The 26028-nt window shown below is 41.7% G+C and carries 24 protein-coding genes, 1 tRNA gene and 1 riboswitch; of the genes, 11 read left to right on the top strand and 14 right to left on the bottom strand.

Annotation, left to right across the window (positions count from 1 at the left end; genetic code table 11):
- Positions 1 to 372: 372 nt before the first annotated feature.
- Positions 373 to 558 carry a hypothetical protein gene (locus ADA55_RS10750; RefSeq protein ID WP_034310479.1) on the top strand — a complete coding sequence of 62 codons (186 nt, stop codon included), beginning with the start codon at positions 373 to 375 and terminating at the stop codon, positions 556 to 558.
- A 32-nt stretch (positions 559 to 590) separates the two neighbouring features.
- Here ADA55_RS10750 and ADA55_RS10745 read toward each other — a convergent pair whose 3' ends face one another.
- Positions 591 to 1490, bottom strand: a complete 900-nt coding sequence (locus ADA55_RS10745; protein ID WP_048683347.1) for a DMT family transporter — start codon at positions 1488 to 1490, stop codon at positions 591 to 593.
- 151 nt (positions 1491 to 1641) lie between these two features.
- On the opposite strand from ADA55_RS10745, the gene ADA55_RS10740 reads away from it, so the two are divergent.
- From ADA55_RS10740 to ADA55_RS10730, 3 genes are all read left to right on the top strand, one after another.
- A complete protein-coding gene (locus ADA55_RS10740; protein WP_048683326.1) occupies positions 1642 to 2349 on the top strand; it encodes an MgtC/SapB family protein in 708 nt (235 codons plus the stop codon).
- Positions 2350 to 2870: 521 nt separating this feature from the next.
- A complete protein-coding gene (locus tag ADA55_RS10735; protein WP_226990449.1) occupies positions 2871 to 3791 on the top strand; it encodes a beta-propeller fold lactonase family protein in 921 nt (306 codons plus the stop codon).
- Positions 3792 to 4162: 371 nt separating this feature from the next.
- Positions 4163 to 4235 (top strand) — tRNA-Ala (locus tag ADA55_RS10730).
- 259 nt (positions 4236 to 4494) lie between these two features.
- Here the strand turns inward: ADA55_RS10730 and ADA55_RS10725 are convergent.
- From ADA55_RS10725 to ADA55_RS10715, 3 genes are all read right to left on the bottom strand, one after another.
- Positions 4495 to 5688: a PLP-dependent aminotransferase family protein gene (locus ADA55_RS10725; RefSeq protein ID WP_048683344.1), complete on the bottom strand. Its 1194-nt coding sequence runs from the start codon at positions 5686 to 5688 to the stop codon at positions 4495 to 4497.
- A gap of 209 nt (positions 5689 to 5897) precedes the next feature.
- On the bottom strand, positions 5898 to 6269 hold the full coding sequence (locus ADA55_RS10720; RefSeq protein WP_048683320.1) for an MmcQ/YjbR family DNA-binding protein: 372 nt from the start codon (positions 6267 to 6269) through the stop codon (positions 5898 to 5900).
- 24 nt (positions 6270 to 6293) lie between these two features.
- On the bottom strand, positions 6294 to 6689 hold the full coding sequence (locus ADA55_RS10715; RefSeq protein ID WP_048683314.1) for a VOC family protein: 396 nt from the start codon (positions 6687 to 6689) through the stop codon (positions 6294 to 6296).
- Positions 6690 to 6926: 237 nt separating this feature from the next.
- Between ADA55_RS10715 and ADA55_RS10710 the strand changes: the two genes are divergently transcribed.
- Positions 6927 to 7157 carry a helix-turn-helix domain-containing protein gene (locus ADA55_RS10710; RefSeq protein WP_048683312.1) on the top strand — a complete coding sequence of 77 codons (231 nt, stop codon included), beginning with the start codon at positions 6927 to 6929 and terminating at the stop codon, positions 7155 to 7157.
- A 340-nt stretch (positions 7158 to 7497) separates the two neighbouring features.
- Here the strand turns inward: ADA55_RS10710 and ADA55_RS29315 are convergent, their stop codons facing one another.
- Entirely contained in the window at positions 7498 to 7662 is a 165-nt protein-coding gene (locus tag ADA55_RS29315) for a hypothetical protein (protein ID WP_153246116.1), read from the bottom strand.
- Between the two features lie 387 nt (positions 7663 to 8049).
- On the opposite strand from ADA55_RS29315, the gene ADA55_RS10695 reads away from it, so the two are divergent.
- The 4 genes from ADA55_RS10695 to ADA55_RS10680 all read left to right on the top strand — a co-directional run bounded on the left by ADA55_RS10695 (position 8050) and on the right by ADA55_RS10680 (position 13556).
- The gene (locus ADA55_RS10695) at positions 8050 to 8967 is read left to right on the top strand and encodes a proline dehydrogenase family protein (RefSeq protein ID WP_048683301.1); all 918 of its coding nucleotides are present in this window, start codon (positions 8050 to 8052) and stop codon (positions 8965 to 8967) included.
- A 57-nt stretch (positions 8968 to 9024) separates the two neighbouring features.
- Complete coding sequence (pruA, locus tag ADA55_RS10690) at positions 9025 to 10566, top strand: L-glutamate gamma-semialdehyde dehydrogenase (RefSeq protein ID WP_048683297.1); 1542 nt, start codon at positions 9025 to 9027, stop codon at positions 10564 to 10566.
- A 169-nt stretch (positions 10567 to 10735) separates the two neighbouring features.
- Positions 10736 to 12202, top strand: a complete 1467-nt coding sequence (gene putP / locus ADA55_RS10685; protein WP_048683294.1) for a sodium/proline symporter PutP — start codon at positions 10736 to 10738, stop codon at positions 12200 to 12202.
- A 133-nt stretch (positions 12203 to 12335) separates the two neighbouring features.
- Positions 12336 to 13556, top strand: coding sequence for a PucR family transcriptional regulator (locus ADA55_RS10680; protein WP_048683291.1), 1221 nt, complete (start codon positions 12336 to 12338; stop codon positions 13554 to 13556).
- Positions 13557 to 13778: 222 nt separating this feature from the next.
- Here the strand turns inward: ADA55_RS10680 and ADA55_RS29310 are convergent, their stop codons facing one another.
- The 7 genes from ADA55_RS29310 to ADA55_RS10650 form a co-directional block, all read right to left on the bottom strand.
- On the bottom strand, positions 13779 to 13925 hold the full coding sequence (locus ADA55_RS29310; RefSeq protein ID WP_105718875.1) for a sugar diacid recognition domain-containing protein: 147 nt from the start codon (positions 13923 to 13925) through the stop codon (positions 13779 to 13781).
- A 105-nt stretch (positions 13926 to 14030) separates the two neighbouring features.
- Positions 14031 to 15485, bottom strand: coding sequence for an alanine/glycine:cation symporter family protein (locus ADA55_RS10675; protein ID WP_048683290.1), 1455 nt, complete (start codon positions 15483 to 15485; stop codon positions 14031 to 14033).
- Between the two features lie 207 nt (positions 15486 to 15692).
- A complete protein-coding gene (locus ADA55_RS10670) occupies positions 15693 to 17345 on the bottom strand; it encodes a glycerol-3-phosphate dehydrogenase/oxidase (RefSeq protein ID WP_048683287.1) in 1653 nt (550 codons plus the stop codon).
- 389 nt (positions 17346 to 17734) lie between these two features.
- Positions 17735 to 19225, bottom strand: coding sequence for a glycerol kinase GlpK (glpK, locus tag ADA55_RS10665; protein WP_048683285.1), 1491 nt, complete (start codon positions 19223 to 19225; stop codon positions 17735 to 17737).
- A 19-nt stretch (positions 19226 to 19244) separates the two neighbouring features.
- Positions 19245 to 20069: an MIP/aquaporin family protein gene (locus ADA55_RS10660; RefSeq protein ID WP_048683279.1), complete on the bottom strand. Its 825-nt coding sequence runs from the start codon at positions 20067 to 20069 to the stop codon at positions 19245 to 19247.
- 225 nt (positions 20070 to 20294) lie between these two features.
- Positions 20295 to 20837 (bottom strand): glycerol-3-phosphate responsive antiterminator, encoded by a 543-nt coding sequence (locus tag ADA55_RS10655; RefSeq protein WP_048683275.1) that lies wholly within the window; start codon positions 20835 to 20837, stop codon positions 20295 to 20297.
- A 172-nt stretch (positions 20838 to 21009) separates the two neighbouring features.
- Positions 21010 to 21429 (bottom strand): hypothetical protein, encoded by a 420-nt coding sequence (locus tag ADA55_RS10650; RefSeq protein ID WP_048683271.1) that lies wholly within the window; start codon positions 21427 to 21429, stop codon positions 21010 to 21012.
- 156 nt (positions 21430 to 21585) lie between these two features.
- Positions 21586 to 21687: riboswitch (SAM riboswitch) on the top strand.
- A gap of 81 nt (positions 21688 to 21768) precedes the next feature.
- On the opposite strand from ADA55_RS10650, the gene ADA55_RS10645 reads away from it, so the two are divergent.
- A complete protein-coding gene (locus tag ADA55_RS10645) occupies positions 21769 to 22872 on the top strand; it encodes a 5-methyltetrahydropteroyltriglutamate--homocysteine S-methyltransferase (protein WP_048683270.1) in 1104 nt (367 codons plus the stop codon).
- Between the two features lie 53 nt (positions 22873 to 22925).
- Here the strand turns inward: ADA55_RS10645 and ADA55_RS10640 are convergent, their stop codons facing one another.
- Positions 22926 to 23804, bottom strand: coding sequence for a LysR family transcriptional regulator (locus ADA55_RS10640; RefSeq protein WP_048683267.1), 879 nt, complete (start codon positions 23802 to 23804; stop codon positions 22926 to 22928).
- Positions 23805 to 23919: 115 nt separating this feature from the next.
- Here ADA55_RS10640 and ADA55_RS10635 point away from each other — a divergent pair, with 115 nt between their 5' ends.
- The gene (locus ADA55_RS10635) at positions 23920 to 25380 is read left to right on the top strand and encodes an aldehyde dehydrogenase family protein (RefSeq protein WP_048683264.1); all 1461 of its coding nucleotides are present in this window, start codon (positions 23920 to 23922) and stop codon (positions 25378 to 25380) included.
- 116 nt (positions 25381 to 25496) lie between these two features.
- On the opposite strand, the gene ADA55_RS10630 is transcribed toward ADA55_RS10635, so the two are convergent.
- Positions 25497 to 26024 (bottom strand): membrane protein, encoded by a 528-nt coding sequence (locus ADA55_RS10630; RefSeq protein ID WP_048683261.1) that lies wholly within the window; start codon positions 26022 to 26024, stop codon positions 25497 to 25499.
- Positions 26025 to 26028: the final 4 nt, after the last annotated feature.

The following is a 26028-nucleotide window of genomic DNA, read 5'->3' as shown; positions in this document are numbered from 1 at the left end:
GTTGGCGCTTTGTTTTGTTCAGTTTTCAAAGAGCAATTTCGATGTCGTCTCTCTCAGAAGCGACCTCTATAATGTAACACATTCCGTCACGTTTCGTCAACAACTTTTTTAAATTCTTTTTAACAACTTGTTAGCTGTTTAAGTTGCTGTCTTAGCGACAAGAAATAATATACCATGTACTAAAAATGTTTGCAATACGTTTTTTAAAACTTTTTCAAAAAAAACATTTTCACCTATTTCCCTCTATATATTCTTTATCACACCTCTCCCCTGACATCCAGGCCATGCCCATGTTTTATGAATAAACGAAGCATATTTCCAAAGAAACACAAATAGTCATATATAGATATCTTTTTTCCATGAGGTGAAGCAATGAATCTGCCATTAATCGGATTACTCATTTCTTACAGTATGGCCCTTTACTTATTCAGTACCGCTTTTTATGAAGCCATCAAGTTCAGCAGAGAAAAAGGCAAGGTGAATGGTACGACGTTTTTATTCAGCTTTACTTTCGCTTTGATTTTCACACGGATCACCTATTTGTTTCACCCATATTAGCTAAAAGCAGTAAGTCGGGAGACTTACTGCTTTTATACGGAGACTTGCGCCTCTTTATGTTCCTTGCTTTTCTTTTCATCCTTTAAGAACATCATCAAACCACCCAATATGATGGTACCTCCAAGGACCTGCGTCCAGAGTATCGGTTCATCTAATATGAAATAAGCCAGAATTGTCGCTCCCACCGGTTCAAGCAATATTCCCATCGAAAGCGTCGATGTGCTTAACCATTTTAGTGACCAATTGAATAAAGAATGTCCTAATAAAGTCGGGAAAATGGCAAGCAAAACGAAATAGATCCAATCGGAAGCAGGATAAGGCGCCAATGCCTCTCCCTTGAAGATCACATAGAAAAACAAGGCGACGGCGCTGATTGCATACACGACAAATGTATATGTTATAGAAGAGATGCGTTTTCGGACATTTTGACCAAACAGTAAATATCCGGTTACGAGCGCACATGCGATAAGAGAAAGAATATCTCCCCAAAGCGCCATGCCGCTGATTCTCAAATCACCCCAGCTAATGACAAGGCTGCCTGCTATCGCAATGATGCCGCTCAATATTGCCTTCATTGAAAATCTTTCTTTAAAAAACAGGTAGGCTCCGGCAAAAGCGAATAAAGGCTGGAGGGTTACAAGGACGGTTGAACTTGCGACCGATGTGTAATTAAGCGATTCAAACCATAAAATAAAATGAAAAGCCAAAAACACTCCTGCCGCAATCGAATACAGCCAATCCTTTTTTTCAATGAATTTAAGTTCATGACGGTATTTCACCATGAAAACCGGCAACATAAGAAGGACGGTAAATAATAATCGGTAAAAGGCGATAACACCCGATGGAGCGGTCGCCAGTTTAACAAGGATGGCCGAAAAAGATACGGATGCCACACCGATCGCCAACGCTACATAGGGATTCACTTTTGGCATTTGCACTTAGATTCCTCCTTTCAACGGAATTACGTTACATAGAACTCTATTCTACTATGTTAAAATTATTAGGGTAGTTTTTTTTGAAAAACGGGTATATGGCAACAGACGATTTTATTCTTCGATAATAATTCGGAAGTGGTGAAACAAAATGGAATGGACATTCGACCCTCAATCGGAACTGCAAATCCTTATCAAATTGGGGATTTCTGCTCTCCTTGGACTAATTATCGGCCTAGAGCGAGAAATGAAACGAAAACCCGTTGGATTAAAAACAAGCCTGGTCATTTCAATCGTCAGCTGTTTATTAACGATCGTTTCCATGGAATCCGCTTATAAATTCCCGGGTAGCGACGACGTTAATATCACAATGGATCCCTTGCGTCTTGCGGCCCAGATCGTTTCCGGCGTCGGTTTTATAGGTGCTGGCGTCATTCTCCGGCGTGACAACAACAGCATATCCGGTTTAACGACAGCCGCCATCATCTGGGGAGCGGCGGGAATCGGGATTGCCGTTGGAGCTGGTTTTTTTCTCGAGGCCATAGCCGGCGTCATCTTATTGATCATTAGTGTGGAATTGGTGCCCGCAATCGTCACCTGGCTCGGACCGATGAAGTTACGGCAAAAAGAAATCTTCCTGCAGCTGGTCGTACAAAATAAAGATGACATTGCAATCGTACTGAAAAAAATCAAAGAAGAAAAAATATTCATCAAAAATCTCAGAATCAAAGATGTGGCAAATGACAACCACCTTTTGACCCTTAAAGTTCTGGTCGATCACAAAGTCAGAACATCGGAAGTGTATTACACCGTCTCCAATCTTAAGGAAATTGCACGGGTGGAAATCGAAAATGTATAATAAAAGGGCCGTTTGACTGCACTCAAACGGTTCACTAGATAAAAGGGTTGGGAATTAAACATTCCGAACCCCTTTTGAAATTCTCCTTAACTTTCCTCCATACCTATACGAGTCCACTCTGTTAAACCATTTTTGACCCCTTGGCAAGTCCATTTAGGCATCAATTAACGGCTAAGTCTTGCCTGCATAAACCAATCGAAACTTCCACAATCATCAGTTTTTATCTCCAGCATCAGAATCTAACACCTATATATGGACATTTACTATCATCCACCTGTCAGTGAGGAAGTCTGGTGTTACGTTACTTCACTGCGGCCTTATTCATCTATGGGGTCCACTCTATACATTTATTATAAATTTGCAAAATGACCAAACCGATATCCTGCTCTATACGTTTATATATAGTGAAAGGAAGAACTCCGGCTTGATTAAAAATTTTAAAGGAAGGTGGTCAGGACAACCAGCATGATAATGACAGGGATATAAAAAATTATCAAGAAAATAATTTCCCGAGGTGAGTGATGTTAAAAAAAATGAAGGTAAAAAGTATATGGATTATACCCTTACTATTTGTGTTTTTCATACCAAATATAATAGGTGCTTCTTCTATTAAAAGTAAAAGCCCAGAGTTGGCGACAGGCTTTGACACCCACATCACCAACAATTCCCTCGCCGTAAGTCCGGATGAACAAATAGCGATTGTCTCGGATAGCCGTGAACAATCCATCCTGGTCTATGATCTTACCAAAGGCAAGTTGCGTAAAAAGATCGACGGCTTCGGTTCACCGAGAAACATCGTGTTTATTGATGGCGGCTCAGAGTTTGTCGTCTCTGACAGTACGCTCGGTACGATTCGTTTTTACAGCTTAAAAAATTTCACCTTGAAAGATGAAGTTGTCGTTGGTCCGGGTGCATTTGGGACTGCTGTCAGCCCGGATGGCAAGACATTGTATGTGAACAATCAAGCACACAATTCAGTCACGGTCGTGGATCTGGAAAAACGAAAACCGATTGACGTCATTACCGGTTTCGCCCAACCAAGGCAGGGCATCAAAGTCTCTTCGGACGGAAAATATATCTTTGTCACGAACTTTCAAGGAGATAAAGTGTCTATCGTTGATGCCACCACCAAAAAAATCATTCGTGAAATAACTGGGTTCTCCAGTATACGCGGAATCTCGATTACCGCTGATGGAAAAACATTATATGCCGCCAACAGCGGACGCAACAGCATTTCCGCAATTGATACGCTAGACGGTAATATAAAGGGTGAAATCAAAGTGGGATGCGAGCCATATGGCGCTGCTCTATCGCCTGATGATAAACTCCTTTTCGCAAGCAACAAAGCTGATCATACGATTGACGTGATAAATGTCGCTGATCACCGCATAGTTAAAACAATCGGGGGGGTTCAAAGAACCAAGGCAAGCAATCGTCTTTAGCCAGGATAGGGATCAGGCTTATGTATTAAACCGTGATCTCTCCATTGCCCGTGTTGATGTTAAAACATACACCATCACGGATATAATTCAGGATGAGTAAAAAAATATAAGCTTAAATACTGGAATCTGATGAAGCACGTGATAAATGAAAAAATAAACCCAGAGATGGATTAACATGAAATCTTTTGCGGCAGGTCTTTTACATCCCAATCGTATAAACAAAAAAGCTGTAGGTTTACGTGATTCATCGCGTCTATAGTCTGATCCGTTTGACTACACTCAAACGGGTTTTTTATCATTTTTGCAAAAATCTCATATTTTATATTGACTTTTCACCAAAATCCGATAAAATAATTATTGTACCTCATTTCGGGGCATTAGCTCAGCTGGGAGAGCGCTACGCTGGCAGCGTAGAGGTCAGCGGTTCGATCCCGCTATGCTCCATTTCCGAAAACCCTTGATATATCAAGGGTTTTTTCTTTTTGTCAATTTGTCCACCACTGCCCCCTAATATTTCTTCAATCACTGCGATAAAATTTTCATGCTTTTTTAAACGTAATGTATGAGCCTTTTCCTCTCTCATGGTCGGAAGAAAATATTTTGCTTATTAACTCGATATAAAGAATAAAAAACCTACCCCCTTTAAGGAAGTAGGCGTAAAAAAACAGCGAAATAACTTATAGATTAACAAACTAACAATCCTTCAGGACAAACTAGATGCGATAAGCTGTCCTAGTCTTCGTATTCCCTCGATCATTTCTTTCTCATTGGCAAAACTGAACGAGAGCCGGAGAAACTCGGCTCCATCGTTTTGATCCAAGAAAAAGTATTTCCCTGGAACATATGAAACACCCTCAGCCAGAGCCTGTGATAATAACTGCGATGTATCCACTCCTGGAATTCTCACCCATACAAAGTAACCGCCATCTGGAACATACCAGGAAACGGATTCTGGAAGGAATTGTTCCATAGAATGGATTAACGCAGTGCATTTAGAACGATACGTATCTTTTAGAAGGTCGAGCCGTTTCTCAAAATCGGTGTTTTCTAAGTATACAGCCATTGAACTTTGAGCAAATGGATGGTCTAAATCTTTTTTAAACCACTCAAAAGCCTTGATGAATTCACTTTCTCCCGCTATCCATCCAATCCTCATTCCTGGCGCAACAACCTTGGATAATGACCCGACTTGGAGGACTCGCCCGCATGTATCAATAGATTTTATCGGGACCGGATTTTTATCGAAGGATAATTCCCCGTATGCATCATCCTCCAGAATGAGGAAATCATACTCGATGGAAAGCTCCAATAAATGCTTCCGGCGCTCAATTGTCATAGTCGTTCCAGTTGGATTTTGAAAAGTTGGGATTGTATATACAAAACGCGGGAGGGTTTGACCTGTGCGTTTCCTTTCATCCAGCATTTCCTTTAATCGGTATGTTTGGAGTCCCTGTTCATCTATAGGTATACTAATAATCCGTTTCGTATAGTTTTGAAAAACCTCCAAAGCCTCCATGTAGGTGGGAGACTCTACCGCTACAACCGCTTTATCATCAAGAAGAACGCGGGCAATAAGATCAATCCCCTGGCAAGCTCCTGATGTAATCAAAAGCTGTTCTTCCAAAACGCAAATTCCACGCTCTTCCAACCTTTTCTGGATTTGCTGCTTTAGTCTTGGAATTCGCGGACTTCCGAGATAATGGAGCGGCAAATCCTGCTCCTCATCAAGAAGTCTGGCTACAGCTACCTTGAGCTCCTCAGCAGGAACGAGAGCAGGATCAGGATAGCCTGAACTCAAGCGAATACAACCATCTGGCAGATCTGGCATCCATGCACCGGGCGGATCATTCTTAAGTGCCGCTTTAATGTTCTCAGAAAAAAAAGATTCAACTTTCACTTCAACCAAACACCTTTCCTTCAACCAAATCTTGATTGATTCTCGCAATCTTTAAAGTTAGCTGCTTATTTTAAGATACAAATCATAACCTACTATTAATTTTAAACGTTCTTCTGATGAGAGACAACAATCCCCCTCTTTATATTTTCCAAATTCCGGAGTCCTTCTTACACGTAAAAAATAAAGAAAGGCAGATCGTCCGCCTTTCTTCACTTTTTATTCAACTCATTCCATTTCTTTACCATACGCTTCGGTGCCGCACGTAAATAGCCTTCTTGAATTAGATAGGTCAATTCATCCCAGTCTTCCCTATCCGGATTTTGAATGGAAACCCAACCGTGACGACCTATATATGGGGTTTTGAAATATTTCTCTTTCTGCAGCAATAATTCTTGAGTTTCTCGATCTGACTTGAACGACAAGCTGAATCCTTCCTCGCTTTCACCAGTAATCACGAAGGATTTTCCATTGATTTTAAAAGTATTGTGACCGAAACCATCAATATGTTCATTAGCTTCCGGCAGTGCAAGACAGATATTGCGTATAATATCAAGCATCGCTTCCGTGTCTCGTGATTCCATGTTTCAATTCACCTATTATCCACTCTATTTTGCATTCACATCGGGTTGATGAATTCCAAAAGTATTGCCTTCGGGATCGATATAGTATCCTTGCCAAGCCATTCCGGGCAGGGCAAATTTGGGCATTGCGAGCTTGCCGCCATTCTCAATGATTTTAGCTTCCGTTAAATCGTAATTTCCCACGCCAATGGTACACGCAAATGCATTTAACGCTTGGTGTGTTTCCGGCGGAGCACTAGGACGCTGCATCAAAGCACCATCGATACCATGTTCATTCTCATTGCCAGTCACTGCTCCAAAGTAAGGCATCCCTGCATAATCACTCCAGTCTTGAAATGACCATCCGAACACCTCTCCATAAAACGTCTTTGCCCGTTCCATGTCATTCACATGAATTTCGAAATGAACTATTCTTCCCATGATTTCCTCCTAAGGTACATATGAATTAGCCATTCACTTACATTATTCAGTCTGTGTTCGCTGTCTATTTAGTATTATAATTTAAATGGAAATAAATTCAAATTAATTGAAACTTCATCATACAACCAACCCGGGAACCGCTTTTCAATTTTGCATCCCAAACATTTGCGAAACTATGTGTATATTTTTGTGAAAGCTGGACGAGACTGCTAGTAAATCATTCTAGGAGGTTATCAAATGTTTAGATTCGGGAAGAGAAAAGCGCGAAGCAAGGTCGGTAAATTAATCGATAAACACGGATATACACAAGAGGAGTTTGTAAGTGCGTCAGGAATTTCACGCAATACGATAAGCAGAGTTTGCAGTGATCCCAAGTATGTGCCGTCAGCCGGGGTTTTAAAGAAAATCATGAAGGCGGTTCGAAGTATAGATGCAGGAGCTAAGGCAGATGACTACTTTAATTTGTAAACAAAAAGGCCCTCGCTTATGGCCGGGCCTAAATGTATTATTCAATTCTTGTTCATACTCTCCTATCCAGGCTCCTAAAATCCAAGCTTTACTTTCAGAAATAACCTTCATTCCAACGGCCTCATCTTTTCAAATTCCAGGTGAAAAAGTTCATATCAGATTCAACGACATCCCCTGAATAAAAATCCCCCACTTCCATTAGGAGCGGGGGATTTTCTTCATTCACGGGTGATATGTATATATTTGGGGCTCTTTGTCCCTTTTAGACAAACCTTGCAGGGGTTTCATTAACAAGGGCCAGTTATCGATTAGGGACAAAAGGTCATGTATTCCGCTTGAGCTATTTTCGACCGACCATTTTCTTTATGAACTGAACCACAGGTGACACGATGGATTCATGTACATTCGTAAGCGCATAACCGATCAGCCCCATAATTACCAGGGCCATTATTAATCCTACTATCAATCCCGATGTTTCTCTAAGTTCTTCAAGTACAGCATCCATTCATTATCCTCCCCGGCTTGCCGATGCACTTATTTTTACGGTTTTTCATCGATTTTACGTATGAAAGCTCCATTTATCGTTTTTTCTTCGAACATTGACCGATTCTGTTAAATAAGGTTCATTATAACGTATTGGATGATTATGGTCGAGCTGCCACTTTTAAACGCATCCATAGAAGTCCTAATCACTAATAAAGGCTTTACTCTAGCGTTTCTCTTTAAGTCAAAAGATAAACCTTCGTTACAACTGCAGAAATGTAAACCTTTTCATTTGTCCAAAACCGACAAACAAATGACAGAATTATTGTTTTTTGAGAACATTGAGAATATTGTCGAAAAACCTTAAGCTTAATTTAAGAAATACATCTTCTTAGGGGGTGCGCTTTATATGGAAGCCATTACAAGGGACTTTTTCTTATTTTTATCTAAGAATAACCTGCTTAATAATATTGCTAAAAAAAGCGGAGGAAATTTTGCTGCTGGAAAGATCATTGGGGGAACCGATTTCCAAAGTTCCATTAAATTCATTAAACAACTTAATAATAGCGGCTTGTCGGTTACAGTCGACCATCTTGGGGAATTCGTTGATTCCAAGGAAGTGACTCTGGAACGGACGGCAGAATGCATCGAAACCATCGAAATGATCAGCAGGGAAAAACTTGATTCACAGGTTTCTCTGAAAATGACTTCTTTGGGTCTTGATATCGATCATAAACTAGTGATTGAGAATATGACGAAAATTCTTGATACAGCCGAAAAACATAAAGTCATGGTCACGATCGATATGGAAGATGAAGTTCGCTGTCAGGCAACAATCGATATCTTTAGACAGTTCAAAGAAAAATACAACTGCATAAGTACTGTTCTACAAGCATATTTATTCCGCACAGAGAAAGATCTGGAGGACCTTGGCCAATATAAGCCATTCCTGCGTCTTGTAAAGGGTGCCTATAAGGAATCTCCAGAGGTGGCTTTTCCCGAAAAGGATGATGTAGACGAAAACTATAAAAAGTTGATTAAGCAAAGTCTTCTTAACGGAAATTATACGGCCATTGCCTCACATGATGACAAAATCATCGAATATACAAAAGAGCTAGCCAAGAAATATGACATCCCAAATACACAATTCGAATTCCAAATGCTTTATGGCATGAGGAACAAGACTCAATACGAATTGGTCAAGCAAGGTTACAAAATGCGCGTCTATGTACCATACGGTCTGGATTGGTATGGATACTTCATGAGAAGGCTTGCAGAAAGGCCATCCAATATTGCCTTTGCCTTCAAAGGGATGGTCAGAAGCTAAATATACTTTCAACATTATTAATTGTTACAAAAAATCTATTAAAAGGTGTGATTATCAATGATTTCATATAAACACGAACCATTTGTTGATTTTAAAAACGAGGAAAACAAAAAAGCATATCAGGAAGCACTTCAAACTGTTGAGGGCTACTTAGGCCAAGACTACCCTCTTTATATCGGGGCAGAGCAAGTGACGACTGATGAGAAAATCGTTTCATATAACCCTGCAGATAAGCAAGAAATCATCGGCCGCGTATCGAAAGCTAATAGGGATCTTGCTGAAAAAGCCATGCAGGAAGCTGTTACCGCTTTTGAAAGCTGGAAAAAAGTGAAGCCGGAAATCCGCGCTGACGTTTTATTCAAAGCGGCAGCCATCATTCGCAGACGCAAGCATGAATTCTCTGCGTTATTGACGAAAGAAGCGGGAAAACCTTGGAATGAGGCTGATGCTGATACAGCGGAAGCGATCGATTTCCTTGAATTCTACGCCCGTCAAATGCTGACGCTTAAAGATGGTGTGCCTGTTCAAAGCCGTCCGGGAGAATTTAACCGCTATGATTACATTCCATTAGGGGTAGGCATCATCATTTCTCCTTGGAACTTCCCATTTGCCATCATGGCAGGTACAGCTGTTGCCGCTATCGTTACTGGTAACACAATCCTATTGAAACCAGCTTCGACTACTCCTATTGTTGCTGCGAAATTCGTTGAAGTGATGCTTGAAGCCGGCCTTCCAGCAGGTGTGTTGAATTTCGTTCCAGGAAGCGGAGCCGAAGTGGGCGACTACCTGGTCGATCATCCAAAAACACGTTTCATTTCCTTCACAGGTTCACGTGATGTAGGTCTGCGCATTTACAAACGTGCTTCTGAAGTGAACGAAGGCCAAATTTGGCTGAAGCGTGTCATTGCTGAAATGGGCGGAAAAGATACGATGGTCGTCGACAAAGAGGCAGATCTTGAATTGGCCGCTCAATCGATCGTGAAATCTGCATTTGGATTCTCGGGACAAAAATGTTCTGCTTGCTCCCGTGCTGTCATCGTAGAAGATGTATACGATCAAGTTTTAGATCGCGCTGTAGAGTTAACAAAACAACTTACAGTTGGTAATCCTGTAGAAAATCATTTCATGGGACCGGTTATCGATCAAGCAGCTTTTGACAAAATCATGAGCTATATTGAAATCGGGAACCAAGAAGGACGCATTATGACTGGAGGAGAAGGAGATAGCTCTAAAGGCTACTTCGTTCAACCGACAATCGTTGCTGATGTAGATCCGCAAGCCCGCTTGATGCAAGAAGAAATCTTCGGACCAGTCGTTGCCTTCACTAAAGCGAAGGACTTTAACGAAGCTCTTGAGATTGCCAATAACACTGAATATGGTTTGACTGGGGCTGTCATTACGACAAATCGCCTTAACATGGAAAAAGCACGCGAAGAATTCCATGTAGGGAACTTGTATTTCAACCGCGGCTGTACTGGTGCAATCGTAGGCTATCAGCCATTCGGCGGGTTCAACATGTCAGGAACCGATTCCAAGGCAGGCGGACCGGACTACTTGCAGCTTCATATGCAAGCCAAAACAACATCAGAAACGTACTGATAATGTTATTCGATCAAGCAATTTGAAGATGATTTGAAACCCCTATGGTTTTCGTATCTTCCATACTGGATACGAAAACCAAAATGAGGTTAAATGGAGGAAGTGACAAATAGGTTGCTTCCTCTTTTAAAACAAAAAATTATAAATTTCAACCTGAAGGGAGTCTTTTATGGATTACGCATTAATAATTTCAATCAGCATTTACATGGCTGGCATGTTGCTAATCGGATATTTCGCCTACAAAAGGACCTCTAATCTAAATGACTACATGCTTGGCGACCGGGGTCTTGGTGCAGCAGTCACTGCATTAAGTGCCGGGGCTGCGGATATGAGCGGTTGGCTTTTAATGGGGCTGCCTGGTGCCATGTTTGCAACAGGATTAAGTTCAATGTGGATCGTATTTGGCCTGACACTGGGTGCCTATGCGAACTGGCTTTATGTTGCACCAAGATTGAGAACCTATACGGAAGTCGCCAGTAACTCCATCACGATCCCCGCTTTCCTGGAAAATCGTTTTGGTGAGGGTTCAAGAATCCTAAGGTTCATTTCGGCTTTGGTTATCCTGGTATTCTTCACCTTTTACGTTTCATCAGGAATGGTATCCGGCGGGGTCCTATTCCGGAGTACATTCGGCCTGGAATACCATACAGGCTTATGGATCTTAACAGGAGTTGTTGTGGCATATACCTTGTTCGGCGGATTCCTGGCAGTTAGCTGGACGGACTTCGTTCAAGGAATCATCATGTTCGTCGCCTTGATCCTTGTACCAATTGTCACCCTATTCCACGTGGGAGGTTTCGGTCCTTCCATCGACACGGCACGCTCCATTGATCCAGCTCTATTGAATATTTTCACTGGAACGAGCTTTTTAGGAATCATCTCATTGTTTGCATGGGGACTGGGATACTTCGGACAGCCTCATATCATTGTCCGCTTTATGGCAATCAGTTCTATTAAGGAAATTAAGAAGGCTCGAAATATCGGGATGGGCTGGATGATTTTCGCCAGTATCGGTGCCATGCTGACAGGGTTCATCGGAATCACTTATTTTTCTCAAAACGACCTGAAATTAGATGATCCTGAAACCGTCTTCATGGTTTTAGGAGAAATATTATTTCACCCATTCATTACCGGCTTCTTGATTTCTGCAATACTTGCAGCCGTTATGAGTACGATAGCTTCACAGCTTTTAGTAACAGCCAGTTCTTTAACGGAGGATATTTACAAAACCTTCTTCCGGCGTTCAGCTTCTGATAAAGAGCTTGTCTTTCTCGGCAGATTATCCGTGCTGATCATATCCATTATCGCGCTCATCCTATCTTGGGAGCAGAATGACACGATTCTTGGACTTGTCGGATATGCATGGGCAGGATTCGGTTCTGCATTCGGTCCATTGATTCTGCTTAGTCTGTGCTGGAAACGCATGACAAAGTGGGGTGCTTTAGCAGGGATGATAGTCGGTGCCGGTACTGTAATTTTCTGGTCCATGGCAGGATTATCAGATACGCTTTATGAAATGATTCCTGGTTTTGGCGGAAGCTTGATCGCCATCATCGTGGTCAGTCTTCTTACAGCGAAACCATCAAAAGAAGTAGAAGATCAATTTGAAGAATTCGAAAGAATATTAAAACAATAATAAATCCCCTAAAAGGAACGGTATTTTTTCATATACCGTTCCTTCTTTGTGCTTGCCCCTATACACGCCATCCGTTTAAAAGTATTATTAAACTAAGTTGTCATACACTTCAAAAAATAACAGGGGGCCATATATGTCATTAGAAAAAATCCTGACTCTTACAAACATCAACGATATAACGGATATGGTCAGCACTTATTTAAAAAAACCAGTCGTCATCGAAAATGACCAATTTTTATTGCTGGCATATAGTTCATATTATATCGAACACTTCGACCAAGCCAATCGGCAAACCATCTTCACAAAGCATTGGCCGATTCCAATTTTGGAGAAATTCATGGATGAGGGCATTGTCGAACAGCTTAAAACGGTGGATCATCCATTTAGGGTGAAACAAATTGAGGAAATCGGATTAAATCAAAGAGTCGTTGTGAGCGCCGTTCACAAAGGACAGGTCTTCGGATTCATTTGGGTCCAAGAAACGGAAATGATGACTGATTCCGATTTGGAATTTTTACATGAAGTTTCCCATCATATCGGCAAGCTCCTTTATCAGAAAAAACAGATAAACATAAAAAAAGATGAAGAAAAAAATGAGTTTTATCAAAAGGTCATAGATGAAGTCTATCAAACGGAAAACCAAATAAAATGGGAAGCTGCCAATATGAATCTCCTCATTCCGGAAACTTTCCTTGTAAATGTCTTTACAATCGCTCAATCCGATGCGGAACATTTCGATGAATTAACGGATACAGTCAGTCTATTCGCCAATGCATTGAATCATTTTTCCCATGTATTCACTAACCAATTGAAGATCATCGTCTTGATTGGCAGCAACGGAAAAGGGAAAGAACTCCTTTCTGAAAGCGCCAATGATTTAACGAATACGGTTCTATCCCAATTCAATGACAAAAAGGTATTCCCTGGAATCGGAAATGAATATTCTTCGATTCTTCAATTAAGAAAATCCTACCTCGAAGCCCTGGAAGTAATCAATGCAGCGAAGTTCATCGGTAAACCTGAACAGCTTCCTTTCCAATATAGCAAGCTCGGGATTTTCCGTTACCTCGATATGATCTCCAATCATCATATTAAAACGAATTATATCAATATGGATTTAGCGATTCTTCAAAAGAAGGACCAGGAAAGCCAAACCAAACTCCTTCAAACACTGGAAATATATCTGTTTAACAATTGCCGGATCAAACCGACAGCTGAACAGCTATACATTCATACCAACACATTGAAATATAGATTGAATCAAATAACCGATCTCACCTCAATCGATTTTGATGACTTTCATTCGAGAATGCAACTATACATCGATTTACAGCTTATAAAACAGAGATCTTAAAGAGCGTCCGGTTTTTGAGTTCGGGAGATTCAATAAGCTAAGGAGAGAAGAAAACGCGGCTAGGTCTGCCGTATTCCTCTCTCCTTATACATGTTTCACCTATTTTCAAAAGGTTTAGAGTTTCGTTTTGTTACGATTTTACTGTACTCACCTTATACGGAACTTTATGCGTCCCAGTACGAATGAACTCCATGATTTCCTCTTTCGATAGTTTGCTGAGACCTAACGTTTCAATGGTTCTTCCACTTTGCCGATTCTCGATTTATCGCTTGAACCAAGCACCATTCCGTCTTTATCCGTAGTAAGCACATCATGGCCGATTACTTCACTGGTTATGTTCGCAATTTCTTGGGCTAGTTTCGCTAACATATCATCCCCCCTGGTTATCAACACCATGAAAAACCAGCTCGTAAATAACTTGAGCTGGTTTTTCATGTATCTTCTTCTATTAAAAGAATTCAAGGGCATTTTCCCTCAAGAAACGTTTTCCTTGTCGCCGGTGTATTCACGCTCCCAAAAATCGGCGTTTTTTATGCCTAAAGCTTTTGGATTGAAAACCGGATCGATTCCTGCTTTCTTTTGCTTTTCGTAATCCTTTAACGTAATGAGCGCCGGTTTAGCCAGAATTAAAATGGCAATGACATTGAGCCATACCATAATTCCTAATCCAGCATCACCTAATGCCCAAGCCATCTCTGCAGTACGAATGGTTCCATAGAAACTTGCCGCAAGTATGATAAGTTTCAATGCCAGCATGGCCCACTTACTGTTCCGCTTACGCATTAAATAGGCAATATTGGTTTCTGCAATATAATAGTAGGCCATGATCGTCGTAAAGGCGAAGAAGAAAAGGGCTATTGCAATAAAGCCAGCACCAAAACCTGGGATTACACTATCGATTGCCGCTTGTGTATACCCTGGACCAGGTGTTACTTCTCCCAAATTATTGACGATATATGAACCATTTTCCGCTTGTGTATTATACATGCCTGTAAATAAAATCATGAAGGCCGTAGCGGAGCAAACGAACAATGTGTCGATATAAACCGAGAATGCTTGGACAAGGCCCTGTTTTGCCGGGTGCGATACTTCTGCGGCGGCAGCCGGGTGAGGACCTGTGCCTTGTCCCGCCTCATTCGAATAAACGCCGCGTTTCACTCCCCAAGCTATCGCCATCCCGATTAGCCCGCCAAATGCAGAATCCATCCCGAAGGCACTTCTGAATATTAATGAAATGACACCTGGTAATTCTGTAATGTTCATTAGGACGATGACAACGGATAGCAATATATAGCCCAGGGCCATGAATGGAACGATTATTTGTGCAGCATTAGCTATCCTTTTTACACCGCCGAATATAATGAAACCAAGTAATAGAATGACAGCTATACCCGTGATTGCAGGTTGAATTCCAAATGCATTCTCCATACCGGCAGCGATTGAATTGGCCTGAACACCAGGCATCAGTACAGCCATGGCTATAAGGGCAGCGAACGCAAAAAGGACAGCAAACCACTTCACGCCCATTCCTTTTTCAATATAATAGGCAGGGCCCCCTCGATATTGACCGTCTTGTTTGACTTTATATATTTGAGCTAAAGTGGATTCCACAAATGCACTTGATGCTCCAATGAAGGCAATTGCCCACATCCAAAAAACAGCACCAGGACCGCCAAAAGCGATGGCCGTCGCCACTCCTGCAATGTTACCTGTACCGACCCGACCCGAAAGGGCTATGGATAAAGCCTGGAATGAGGAAACGCCCGCTTCCGAACTTTTGCCTTGGAACATCAAAACGACCATTTCCTTAATATGCCTCACTTGCAGAAACCGGGTTAAAATAGAGAATAATAAACCTACTCCCAATAAAATATAAATGACTGGCGTACTCCATAAAACCCCATTTAAAGCCGTAATAAAATCAGACAATCAAGCTCCCCCTTTAATCGAATTTAGAAAATTCAAACTTATCTTTTATTGATTATATTTCATCTTAATGGATTAAACAATAGTTTTTGCGTCAGGAAACCTAACATGGACATTTTTATTTTTCCACTTGCAAATGTCCCAATAATCACATTCCGAATTCAAAAAAAACGCCAGCGATTCCGCCGGCGTCATGTTTTTGCATATAGGTCAAGATACGCTGATTGCACCTAGTATTTCCTGTTCCAATTGATTGGTTCTCTCCATTTTTGTTGATTCCATCCATCCGAAATACACAGCCATATAATCGATCACTGCACGTTTATGCGCTTGGACTAAATCGATATCGAATAACAGGGTCCCGGTCCTGCGGAAGAAGAAGTCCACTGGAGTTGCGGCCATTTCATGATCTAGTGCGTATTTCAGCTGTACGAACAATTTCTTTGGAAGGTCACTGCTTGCTCCTCCGTCTCCTTCGCGTTTTGCGAAATCGAATAACACAGGTGCGTTGGACCCGTACATGGCCAATATCTCTTCGGAGTCCTTAACAGTGAGTCCTGAGTCAACTCCCCTTTGAATATGTTGCTTGATATAATCGGAGAAGTTGCTTGATCCCCCGACATCCCCTCCGGAAATCGGCATTCTTTTAGTGGTGCTGGCTGGGTAAGTTTTATTGGATTGCTGGGCAAGCTTCCCTGCCAAAAGGTCGACCGTCGTTTTTGCCATTTTGCGATAACCGGTCAATTTCCCACCCGCAATCGTGATAAGGCCAGAATCGGACTCCCAGATTTCATCTTTCCTTGATATCTCAGAAGGATCTTTCCCTTCTTCAAGAATCAACGGCCTTACCCCAGCCCAGCTGGATTCGATATCATCATCCGTAATGTTCACTTCTGGAAACATATAATGTATGGACTTTAATAGATAGGCACGGTCTTCGGAAGTAACGGTCGGCACTGCAGGATCACCATCATAAAAAGTATCCGTAGTCCCTACATAAGCTTTACCGGCTCTCGGGATGGCAAAAATCATCCGGCCATCAGGCGTATCAAAATAAAGCGCCTGCTTCAACGGGAATTTCGATTGGTCGATGACCACGTGAACACCCTTGGATAACTTCAGCGTCTTCCCTTTTTTCGATTGGTCCTTCTCACGAATGGAATCCACCCACGGACCTGCTGCATTAATAACTTTGTCTGCGTATATTTCAAAAGAATCACCTGAAAGTAAATCGGCAACTTGGACGCCGTTCACCTTTCCATTTTCATATAACAATTTATCTACTTTTGTATAATTTATCGGTGTTGCACCTTTATCGACAGCCGCCTTCATGACTTCAATAGTAAGACGTGCATCATCTGTCCGGTATTCAACATAGTAGCCTCCGCCCTTCAGTCCCTCTTTCTTAACGAGAGGCTCCCGCTTTAGTGTTTCATCTGCCGAAAGCATTTTCCTGCGTTCGGCTTTTTTAACACCCGCAAGGAAATCATATACCCGAAGTCCAATGGAGGTACTGAATTTCCCGAAGGTTCCTCCTTTGTGCATCGGTAACAGCATCCATTCCGGCGTGGTCACATGCGGCCCATTTTCATAAACGATTTCTCGCTCTTTACCAACCTCGGCAACCATTTTTATTTCAAATTGCTTCAAATACCGCAACCCGCCATGAACAAGTTTTGTCGAGCGGCTTGAAGTACCTGCTGCAAAGTCCTGCATTTCAACCAAAGCCACTTTCATTCCACGGGTCGTTGCATCCAGGGCGATCCCTGCACCGGTAATTCCCCCACCAATGACAACCACATCATATTTCTCTTTTTTCAGAGTTTCGACCGTTTCTTCCCGATATATATTTGAAAACCTCATGCCTGACTCCTCCTTTAAGTATTGCATTCTATTGTTTTTTGTATGAATTGGCGCTGTTCACTCGTGAATTCTGCACTTTTACTCGTGAATTCGTATGATTTACTCGTGAATTCTGCACTTTTACTCGTGAATTCGCACGGTTTACTCGTGAATTCACACGATTTACTCGTGAATTCGGTCATTATATTCAATTGGTTCATTTGTTCGCATAAGTTATATAGATATTAATATCCCTAATCTGCCGTTAAAAACAAAAAAAGAGACCATAAATGCACATTATCGAATTAACGATAACGCATTCATGGTCTCTCCTGTTCTCCGGCCGAGTTATTAACTTGATTTCATTATAGCATACTCCAGCTCATTTGAGAAAGGATACATGTTGTTTTTTATTTAAACGCCATAGCGGCATGTACGGCTTTCTTCCAGCCTTCATATAATTTTTCACTTTCTTGCTCTTCCATGGATGGTTCAAAGGTTTTATCCACCGCCCATTGCCGGGAGATTTCTTCTTGATCCTTCCAATACCCGACAGCAAGGCCTGCTAAGTATGCAGCACCTAATGCAGTGGTTTCGTTTATGGTCGGCCTCTCGACGGGCACACGTAATAAGTCGCCCTGGAATTGCATCAAGAAGTCATTCTTGACTGCCCCGCCATCCACTCTTAATGTTTGCAGCTCGATTCCTGAATCTGCCTCCATTGCATCAAGGACATCCTTCGTTTGATACGCAAGTGATTCAAGTGTGGCACGAATGAAATGTTCTTTTGATGTGCCGCGCGTCAAACCAAAAACGGCTCCCCGCACTTCGCTGTCCCAATATGGAGTTCCAAGTCCTACGAAAGCTGGTACCACATATACTCCATCCGTACTTTCCACCCGTTTTGCATAGGCCTCGCTGTCCTTGGCATCATGCAGCATCCGCAGGCCATCGCGGAGCCATTGGATGGCGGAGCCAGCTACGAATATACTGCCTTCAAGTGCATATTCGACCTTCCCATTCAAGCCCCAAGCAAGGGTCGTCAATAGTCCGTGTTCGGAGCTGACAGCCTTGGTTCCTGTATTCATGAGCATGAAACAGCCTGTTCCATACGTATTTTTAGCCATTCCTTCATTAAAGCAGGCTTGGCCGAATAATGCTGCCTGCTGATCACCGGCTGCCCCGGCGATCGGAATCGATTGGCCGAAGAAATGATAGTCGATCGTACGTGCATATTCCTCTGAGGAAGGCCTCACTTCCGGCAGCATCGACTTTGGTACAGTCAATATCTCAAGCAGTTCTTCATCCCATTTCAGTTCATGGATATTGTACATCAATGTCCGGGATGCATTGGAATAGTCCGTTACATGAGCCTTGCCTCCTGATAGCTTCCAGATCAGCCAAGTATCGATGGTACCGAATAACAGCTTGCCTTCATCTGCCTTTTGCCTTGCCCCTTCCACATTATCGAGGATCCATTTCACTTTCGTTCCGGAAAAATAGGCATCTATCAACAATCCCGTTTTATCCCGGAATAAATCATTAAGTCCCTTTTCCTTCAACTCATCACAGATTCCACTTGTTTGCCTGGACTGCCATACAATCGCATTATAGACAGGTGTACCTGTTTCCTTATCCCAAACGACTGCCGTTTCACGCTGATTGGTGATCCCGATACCGGCAATTTGCTCTGGTTTTACACCGGATTCAGATAGTACACCGGCAATCACCGCCAGGATCGATCCCCAAATCTCATTGGCGTTATGCTCGACCCAGCCTGGTTTAGGGAAATGCTGTGTGAATTCCTTTTGGGAGGAATGGACGATTTCCCCCTTTTCATTAAATAAAATCGCCCTAGAACTTGTTGTTCCTTGATCTAATGATAAAATGTATTTTTCCATTGTGTATGCCCCCTTTTAATTAACTAGCGATATTTCTGCTATCCATTTCATTTGACTGTTTTTTACCAAAAGCATAGGCTACTATCAATAGTACCAGGCTTGCACCCATAACAGACCAAAATCCTGCCGTTATTTCCCCCATAAAAAATGCTTTATAACAAACGGCACCAAGTGAACCCCCTACAATCGGTCCAACGACCGGAATCCATGAATAGCCCCAGTTGGAATTGCCTTTACCAGGTATCGGCAGCAAAAAGTGAGCGATGCGCGGCCCCAGGTCGCGGGCCGGGTTAATGGCGTATCCTGTCGTTCCCCCAAGTGACATCCCGATCACGACAATCAATAACCCTACTGCGAATGGGTTTAGACCCTCTGTAAAATCATTGGCCCCTATAAATAATAGACCAAGAATAAGGATGAAAGTTCCAATCATCTCACTTAGTAGATTTGAAAATGTGTGCGGGATTGCAGGTGAAGTCGCGAACACACCAAGCTTCGCCCCTGGATCATCCGTAGCTTTCCAGTGTGGCAAATAGTGCAGGAATACTAGAGTTGCGCCGAGTATCGCGCCAATCATCTGGGCAACGATGTAACCGGGCACATCACTCCATGGAAATTCTCCAATAATGGCAAACCCAACTGTGACCGCCGGGTTTAAATGCGCCCCGCTTATGGACCCCACTGCAAAAACACCCATGGTAACAGCCAATCCCCATGCAATCGTGATAACGATCCAGCCGGCATCTTTTGCATAGGAACCCTTTAAGGATGAACCTGCCCCAATACCTGCTCCGAATAAAACTAAAATCATCGTGCCTAACACTTCTCCCCAAAATGGAGTCATGATAAAACCCTCCCCTGATAATTTTTTAAACCTTGCCAACAAATAAAAGGAGATCCACAGCAGAACTATCTTCATAAAAAAATTATGAATAGATCTGTTGTGAATCTCCTAGTCTCCGTCACATATATTAACTTGTACTGTAAAATATACTAGGTTATGAAAACGCTGTCAATAATTTGTGAGAAATTAATCTATTTTTCTGTAATTTTTTTCAATTTTTCCCTATTAGACGATATCCCATAATTCCGTTTTTGAAGTGGTGATTGACGATGCCCCTGCATCAAGGGCATTCAGGACTTCATCCGAAGTACGTATGAGGCCGCCTGCAAAAATCGGTGTCTGCAATCGTTCCTTCACTTCTTTTATCATCCATGGCATGGCGCCCGGCAATACTTCGATATAATCCGGCTTTGTTTTCTGCACCAGCTTATAACTTTTCTCAAGCGCATGTGAGTCTATTAAAAAGATTCGCTGGATGGCAATGACCCCCTTTTGCTTCGCCTTCAATATAACGCTTGATTTAGTCGAAATCAGCCCATAGGGGTTATATTCCTGACAAATGAATTCCGTCGCGTACTCATCACTTCTTATGCCATGGATCAAATCGACATGATAAATCATTTTCTTATTATGCTGCTTTGCCATCATACTTACATTTTTCAATTGTGAGATATGCAAATCAAGAAACACACCTATTTCATAGGAACTTTCTAGAAATCTTTCGAAATCCTTCATGCTTGCTGAAGCAGGCAAAATCTTCTGATCCATCATTATCCTCCTCATTCCCAGAAAAACTCAAAACTTCAAGTCATTTAGTATATTTTAAAGAGCTTGATTTATCAAACACATTTTTTCATGAACCATGTCATCTTAACACTATCATACCTGGCAAACCCTTTATAGGTTACGGCTAAGGATATATGTAAAATATCCCCTTAAATCATATAGAAAGTTTCATTTTCAATGCACCTTCGGCGAGTTCATACGATTTAATTGTGCCAATCGGAATTTTCCTCACGATGCTCCAAGCATTAACATTCATTTTGATTGCTCTTTTTTCATATTCAAAAAATGGCGGTCTGTTAAATATCCTTTGGTTGATGAAATTCCTGTCAATGGGTTCCATTTCCACTAATTCGAATGAAATCGTTCTTTTTTCCACATGAACCGGTTTTAATGTAATCCGGAAAGCCACGTTTTTCTTAAACATCATTTTTTTCACTTCCATCGTACCGGAAAGCACAATATGCCTTGGCGTAATCTCGACTTTAATATCCTGACCAGATGATTTCATTTTTATGATTCTCTCTATCATGGCTTCAGTTACCGTAAACGGTATGCCATTTTTGAATGGACTCATCCTTGCATCCCCTCCACACTCAAAGCATATGCCGGATTCCCTGATGCCGTTAACATTTCAGCCCGGGTTAATAAACGGTATATTCGAAATATTCCACCTCCACCCCTTGACCTTCATAAAAACTACCTGTATAGTCATAGTTAATTTAATAGACAACTCTTATCCAGAGAGGTGGAGGGACTGGCCCTTTGATGCCTCAGCAACAGACTGATCTTGTACTGTGCTAATTCCAGGAGTGTAAAAACTTGAAGATAAGAAGAGTATATAGCTTTATTGCCAACACCTCTTCTTATTTTTAAGAAGAGGTTTTTTATTTTTAAAAGGAAAGAAGGAATCAACATGTCAATCACATTAACGAAAGCACCATTCAGGGCGGACCACGTCGGAAGTTTATTAAGACCGGAACGTTTACATATTGCCAGAAAGGACTTTAAGGAAGGTACCATTTCAGCTGAGCGGCTTCGTGAAATTGAAACCGAAGAAATCAAACGGATCGTCGATAAACAAATTGAAGTTGGTTTAGAGTCCGTTACGGACGGTGAGTTCAGACGAACATGGTGGCACTTTGACTTCCTCGAACATTTAAATGGCATCGAGGGATATGTAACTGAAAAAGGCCTCACATTCGATGGTGCCGAAACAGAGAGATATAATGTTCGCAATACCGGGAAGGTTTCATTCAACCCTGAACATCCCTTCATTCGTGATTTCATTGAATTGAATAAAATCGTGAACGGACGTGCCGTTGCCAAGCAAACCATTCCCAGTCCGAATCAATTATTTGCTGCAGGCATTCATAATGAAGACGTCTACCCTGATATCGAAGACTATGCAAATGATATCATCAAAGCCTATCAGCATGCTTTGAAAGCCTTTTATGAAGCAGGTGTGCGTTATCTTCAATTGGATGATGTATATATTGCCAGACTTTCAGCTCCGGATTTCCAGTTCAAGGATGGAAAATATACGAGGGAACAATTAATTGATCTTGCACTTCGGGTCATTAATGGCGCATTGGAAGGCAAACCAGAAGACCTTATCGTCACTACCCACCTATGTCGCGGAAACTACCAGTCGACATGGGCGTTTGAAGGAAGCTATGCCCGTATCGCCCCAACTTTATTGGCAAAAGAAAAAGTGGATGGATTCTTCTTGGAATATGATGATCAACGCTCAGGGGATTTCAAACCCTTGAAATACATTCCAAATGGCGGTGCACGGGTCGTACTGGGTGTCGTCACTTCAAAAAATGGGGAAATCGAGGACAAGGAAGCTGTTAAGGCACGCATTAAAGAAGCCTCACACTTCGTTCCGCTCGAACAATTATGCTTAAGCCCCCAATGCGGCTTCGCCTCCACACATCACGGCAACAAGCTAACCGAAGCACAGCAATGGGAAAAACTGAAATTCGTCGTTGATTTAGCAAAAGAAGTATGGGAATGATTCATCCTTAAATGTAAAGTAAAAGCTAGGCATTAGGAAGGCCTAGCTTTTCTTCAAAACAACTCAATAAAATGTTTTGCCGTTTTGGAAAGATAACGATCTTGTCTAAAAACCAAGGCTATATTCGATTGAATTGAAGAATCGATAATATCCAGCACTTTCACTCCTTTTAAAATATGGGGTGAAACAGCTGATTTCGGAACAATACTCGCCCCAACTCCAGCTGCAACCAGAGAAAGCAGAACATTTACATCATGGCATTCGCATAAAATATTTAGCTGTATTTCCCGCTTTTTAAATTCCTCGATAATTTCCTCGTAAATCCCTGGTCCTTTTTCCCTATGCACTAAAAGCAATGGGATGTTTTCAATATCCTTTAAATGAACCCTATCCTTCGAAGTGAAGCTGTCCCAATCCTCAGGTACAACAAAAACATTCGGCACTTGTCCTAAGTTCAAACTGGAAAGACCCTTCATCTCGACAGGTAAATGAACAATGGCAAGTTCGATATCCTGATTCTCCAAATAATTACTTATTTCATATGGATCTCCTGCGAATATTTTAAAGGAAACGGAAGGATATTTTTTCTTGAAACTATTAATTTTATCAGGTAAATAAGACATATACGCAAGTACGGAACCTACTGAAAGTGTACCTTTAATTCCCTCACCCGTTTCCTTCACTTCGAGCAAGGAGTCCTCGAAATATTGCAGCATATCCTTAGCCTTCTCGTAAAGTACCCTCCCAGCTTCGGTCAACTCCATACTTTTACCGTTCCTTTTTCGCTCAAGTAAAGTAGTCCCTAATTCTTCTTCCATAAGGCGGAGCTGCTGGCTTAATGGCGGCTGTGACATATTCAACTTTTTGGCTGCACGGGAAACCTGGCCTTCTTCTGCAAGAATGAGAAAATATCGTAATTGTCTAATATCCATATTGGCACCTCTGATATATATGTATATCGTATATAAACTTAATTATATAGATATTTTAAATATGATACAAACAGCAGTAAAATATATTTGTTTACAACATAAAGGGGTGTTCAAAATGGAGAAATTCAAGGATTTAAACAAAAGCTTCATCAATGGGGAATGGATGGAAGGCTTAAGTCAACGCAGATATAATATTTTAAACCCATACAATAATGCCGTGATTTCAAATGTGAGCTTGGCTACATCAAAACAGCTCGAAGAATCATTTGAAATAGCAAAGAATGCTCAAAAAGGTTGGGCAAAAACATCAGCCGAAAAACGTCGTCAGGTCCTGCTTAAAGTTGGTGAATTCCTGCAGGAAAACCGGAATGAAATCGTTGAAATGATTTCCCGTGAAACAGGTGGATCGCTTATTAAAGCAAACGTTGAATTTCAGCTTACTATGGAAATAGTCGGAGAATCTACTAACATGGTGGATGAAATATATCAAATGCATGAAGTTCCGTCAGCTATAGAGCATAAAGTCAATCATATACATCGTCTGCCACTAGGAGTTATCTCTTCAATATCTCCGTTTAACTTTCCGATGAACTTGTCAATGAGAACCATCGCACCAGCCATTGCATTAGGAAATGCAGTCGTTCATAAACCGGACGTTCAAGTTGGATTTACTGGAGGAATCATCATCGCTGCAGCATTTGAATATGCCGGTCTTCCAAAAGGGGTCTTTAATATGATCCTTACTGACCTGGAAGAAATCGGTGATGGCATGCTGACAAACCCGATTCCTAAATTAATCAGCTTCACAGGCTCTACTCCTGTAGGACAGCACATCGGGGCCATTGCAGGGAAAAACCTAAAACGAGTTGCGCTGGAGCTCGGCGGTAATAATCCTTTCATTGTATTATCTGATGCAGATGTGGACCGTGCCGTTGATGCTGCAATCTTCGGGAAGTACATTCACCAAGGACAGATTTGCATGTGCATTAACCGCATAATCGTGCATAAAGACCTTTACGAAGACTTTACTGCAAAATTCGTTGAACGTGCAAAAGCTCTTCCATTTGGTGACCAATTAGATCCTAAAACAATCATTGGACCACTTGTCAACGAGCGTCAATTAGAAAAAGTACAACAAATCATCGAGGAAACTAAAGCTGCCGGGGTCAATGTTGCACTTGAGGGAAAACGCATTAGCAATGTGCTGACACCAACTATTTTCCGGGATGTACAGAACTCGGATAAAATCGCACAAACAGAAATGTTTTCTCCTGTCGTGTCCATCATTCGAACAGAAACGGATGAAGAAGCCATTGATATCGCCAATGACACCATTTATGGTTTAAGTTCGGCTATCTTCACTTCTGATCTGGAAAAGGGCGAACGCTTAGGGTTACAAATCGACAGCGGAATGACACACATCAATGATCAAACCGTTAATGATGGAACGAACATACCATTCGGCGGGAACAAAATGAGTGGTTTAGGCAGATTCGGAAGCCCATGGATTGTCGAAGAATTCACTGTTACGAAATGGATTTCCCTTCAAACTCACTATCGCGAATATCCATTTTAACCATTAATTCATCGGGCATCTGATACAACCTTTTAGGATGTATACAGATGCCTTTTTTCAGTAATTGCGTACTAAGGAAAGGCAAAAAAAAGAACGGCCATCTGCACGTTCCCTTTTTACTTGCAGCTATCATCTTCATCCTCCATTTTCTTCATGAATATATCATCCGTCACCCTATCTTCCAGCTTATTCCTCAAGGCTAATTCCGCAGCCTTCCCATCACTAGGCGATCCGTCCGAGAAATACATCGGAAACAGGGAGAAAAACATAATATAAAAAGAAAAATAGATAAATTGATACCAGATTACCGAGCTGTCCAGGATATTCTGATACACTAAGCTATATATGATCAGCATGCTGATCAAATTGAAGATGGCCCCCCCTAAATAGATCAGGGTATTCGTCAATCGATTATCATGTTTCAATCCCTTGAACTCACAAGTACCATTCCAAAAATAATATTTCCTCACTTCTATGTTCCGAAAGGCGAAAAGCTTATTCCCACACCCGATCAAGATCTTCTTTTCTGATCCCCCAAAGATCGTAACAAAGAAAATATGCCCGCTCAAATGTATCAGTGTAACGATCGGCATGATCAAAAAAAAGGAAAATAGAAATTTAATGATATCAGAGAGACCAAACATATTT

Origin of the sequence: Bacillus sp. 220_BSPC (genome assembly GCF_001054655.1) — a bacterium.
In the GTDB taxonomy this organism is placed as follows: domain Bacteria; phylum Bacillota; class Bacilli; order Bacillales; family DSM-1321; genus Peribacillus; species Peribacillus frigoritolerans.
The sequence above is the reverse complement of the archived record's forward strand: the minus strand, read 5'-3'. Positions and strand labels throughout refer to the sequence as shown.

Coding starts and splice junctions, on each gene's coding strand:
- ADA55_RS10720 (WP_048683320.1), bottom strand. CDS start 6,269: ATGGAATCACGAGACACGGAAGCGATGCTTGATATTATACGCAATATC.
- ADA55_RS10715 (WP_048683314.1), bottom strand. CDS start 6,689: ATGGGAAGAATAGTTCATTTCGAAATTCATGTGAATGACATGGAACGG.
- ADA55_RS10740 (WP_048683326.1), top strand. CDS start 1,642: ATGGAATGGACATTCGACCCTCAATCGGAACTGCAAATCCTTATCAAA.
- ADA55_RS10635 (WP_048683264.1), top strand. CDS start 23,920: ATGGAGAAATTCAAGGATTTAAACAAAAGCTTCATCAATGGGGAATGG.
- ADA55_RS10745 (WP_048683347.1), bottom strand. CDS start 1,490: ATGCCAAAAGTGAATCCCTATGTAGCGTTGGCGATCGGTGTGGCATCC.
- putP (WP_048683294.1), top strand. CDS start 10,736: ATGGATTACGCATTAATAATTTCAATCAGCATTTACATGGCTGGCATG.
- ADA55_RS10750 (WP_034310479.1), top strand. CDS start 373: ATGAATCTGCCATTAATCGGATTACTCATTTCTTACAGTATGGCCCTT.
- ADA55_RS10630 (WP_048683261.1), bottom strand. CDS start 26,024: ATGTTTGGTCTCTCTGATATCATTAAATTTCTATTTTCCTTTTTTTTG.
- ADA55_RS10670 (WP_048683287.1), bottom strand. CDS start 17,345: ATGAGGTTTTCAAATATATATCGGGAAGAAACGGTCGAAACTCTGAAA.
- ADA55_RS10655 (WP_048683275.1), bottom strand. CDS start 20,837: ATGGATCAGAAGATTTTGCCTGCTTCAGCAAGCATGAAGGATTTCGAA.
- ADA55_RS10695 (WP_048683301.1), top strand. CDS start 8,050: ATGGAAGCCATTACAAGGGACTTTTTCTTATTTTTATCTAAGAATAAC.
- ADA55_RS10645 (WP_048683270.1), top strand. CDS start 21,769: ATGTCAATCACATTAACGAAAGCACCATTCAGGGCGGACCACGTCGGA.
- ADA55_RS10680 (WP_048683291.1), top strand. CDS start 12,336: ATGTCATTAGAAAAAATCCTGACTCTTACAAACATCAACGATATAACG.
- ADA55_RS10640 (WP_048683267.1), bottom strand. CDS start 23,804: ATGGATATTAGACAATTACGATATTTTCTCATTCTTGCAGAAGAAGGC.
- glpK (WP_048683285.1), bottom strand. CDS start 19,225: ATGGAAAAATACATTTTATCATTAGATCAAGGAACAACAAGTTCTAGG.
- ADA55_RS29310 (WP_105718875.1), bottom strand. CDS start 13,925: ATGTTAGCGAAACTAGCCCAAGAAATTGCGAACATAACCAGTGAAGTA.
- ADA55_RS10650 (WP_048683271.1), bottom strand. CDS start 21,429: ATGAGTCCATTCAAAAATGGCATACCGTTTACGGTAACTGAAGCCATG.
- ADA55_RS10710 (WP_048683312.1), top strand. CDS start 6,927: ATGTTTAGATTCGGGAAGAGAAAAGCGCGAAGCAAGGTCGGTAAATTA.
- ADA55_RS10735 (WP_226990449.1), top strand. CDS start 2,871: ATGTTAAAAAAAATGAAGGTAAAAAGTATATGGATTATACCCTTACTA.
- ADA55_RS29315 (WP_153246116.1), bottom strand. CDS start 7,662: ATGGATGCTGTACTTGAAGAACTTAGAGAAACATCGGGATTGATAGTA.
- pruA (WP_048683297.1), top strand. CDS start 9,025: ATGATTTCATATAAACACGAACCATTTGTTGATTTTAAAAACGAGGAA.
- ADA55_RS10660 (WP_048683279.1), bottom strand. CDS start 20,069: ATGACTCCATTTTGGGGAGAAGTGTTAGGCACGATGATTTTAGTTTTA.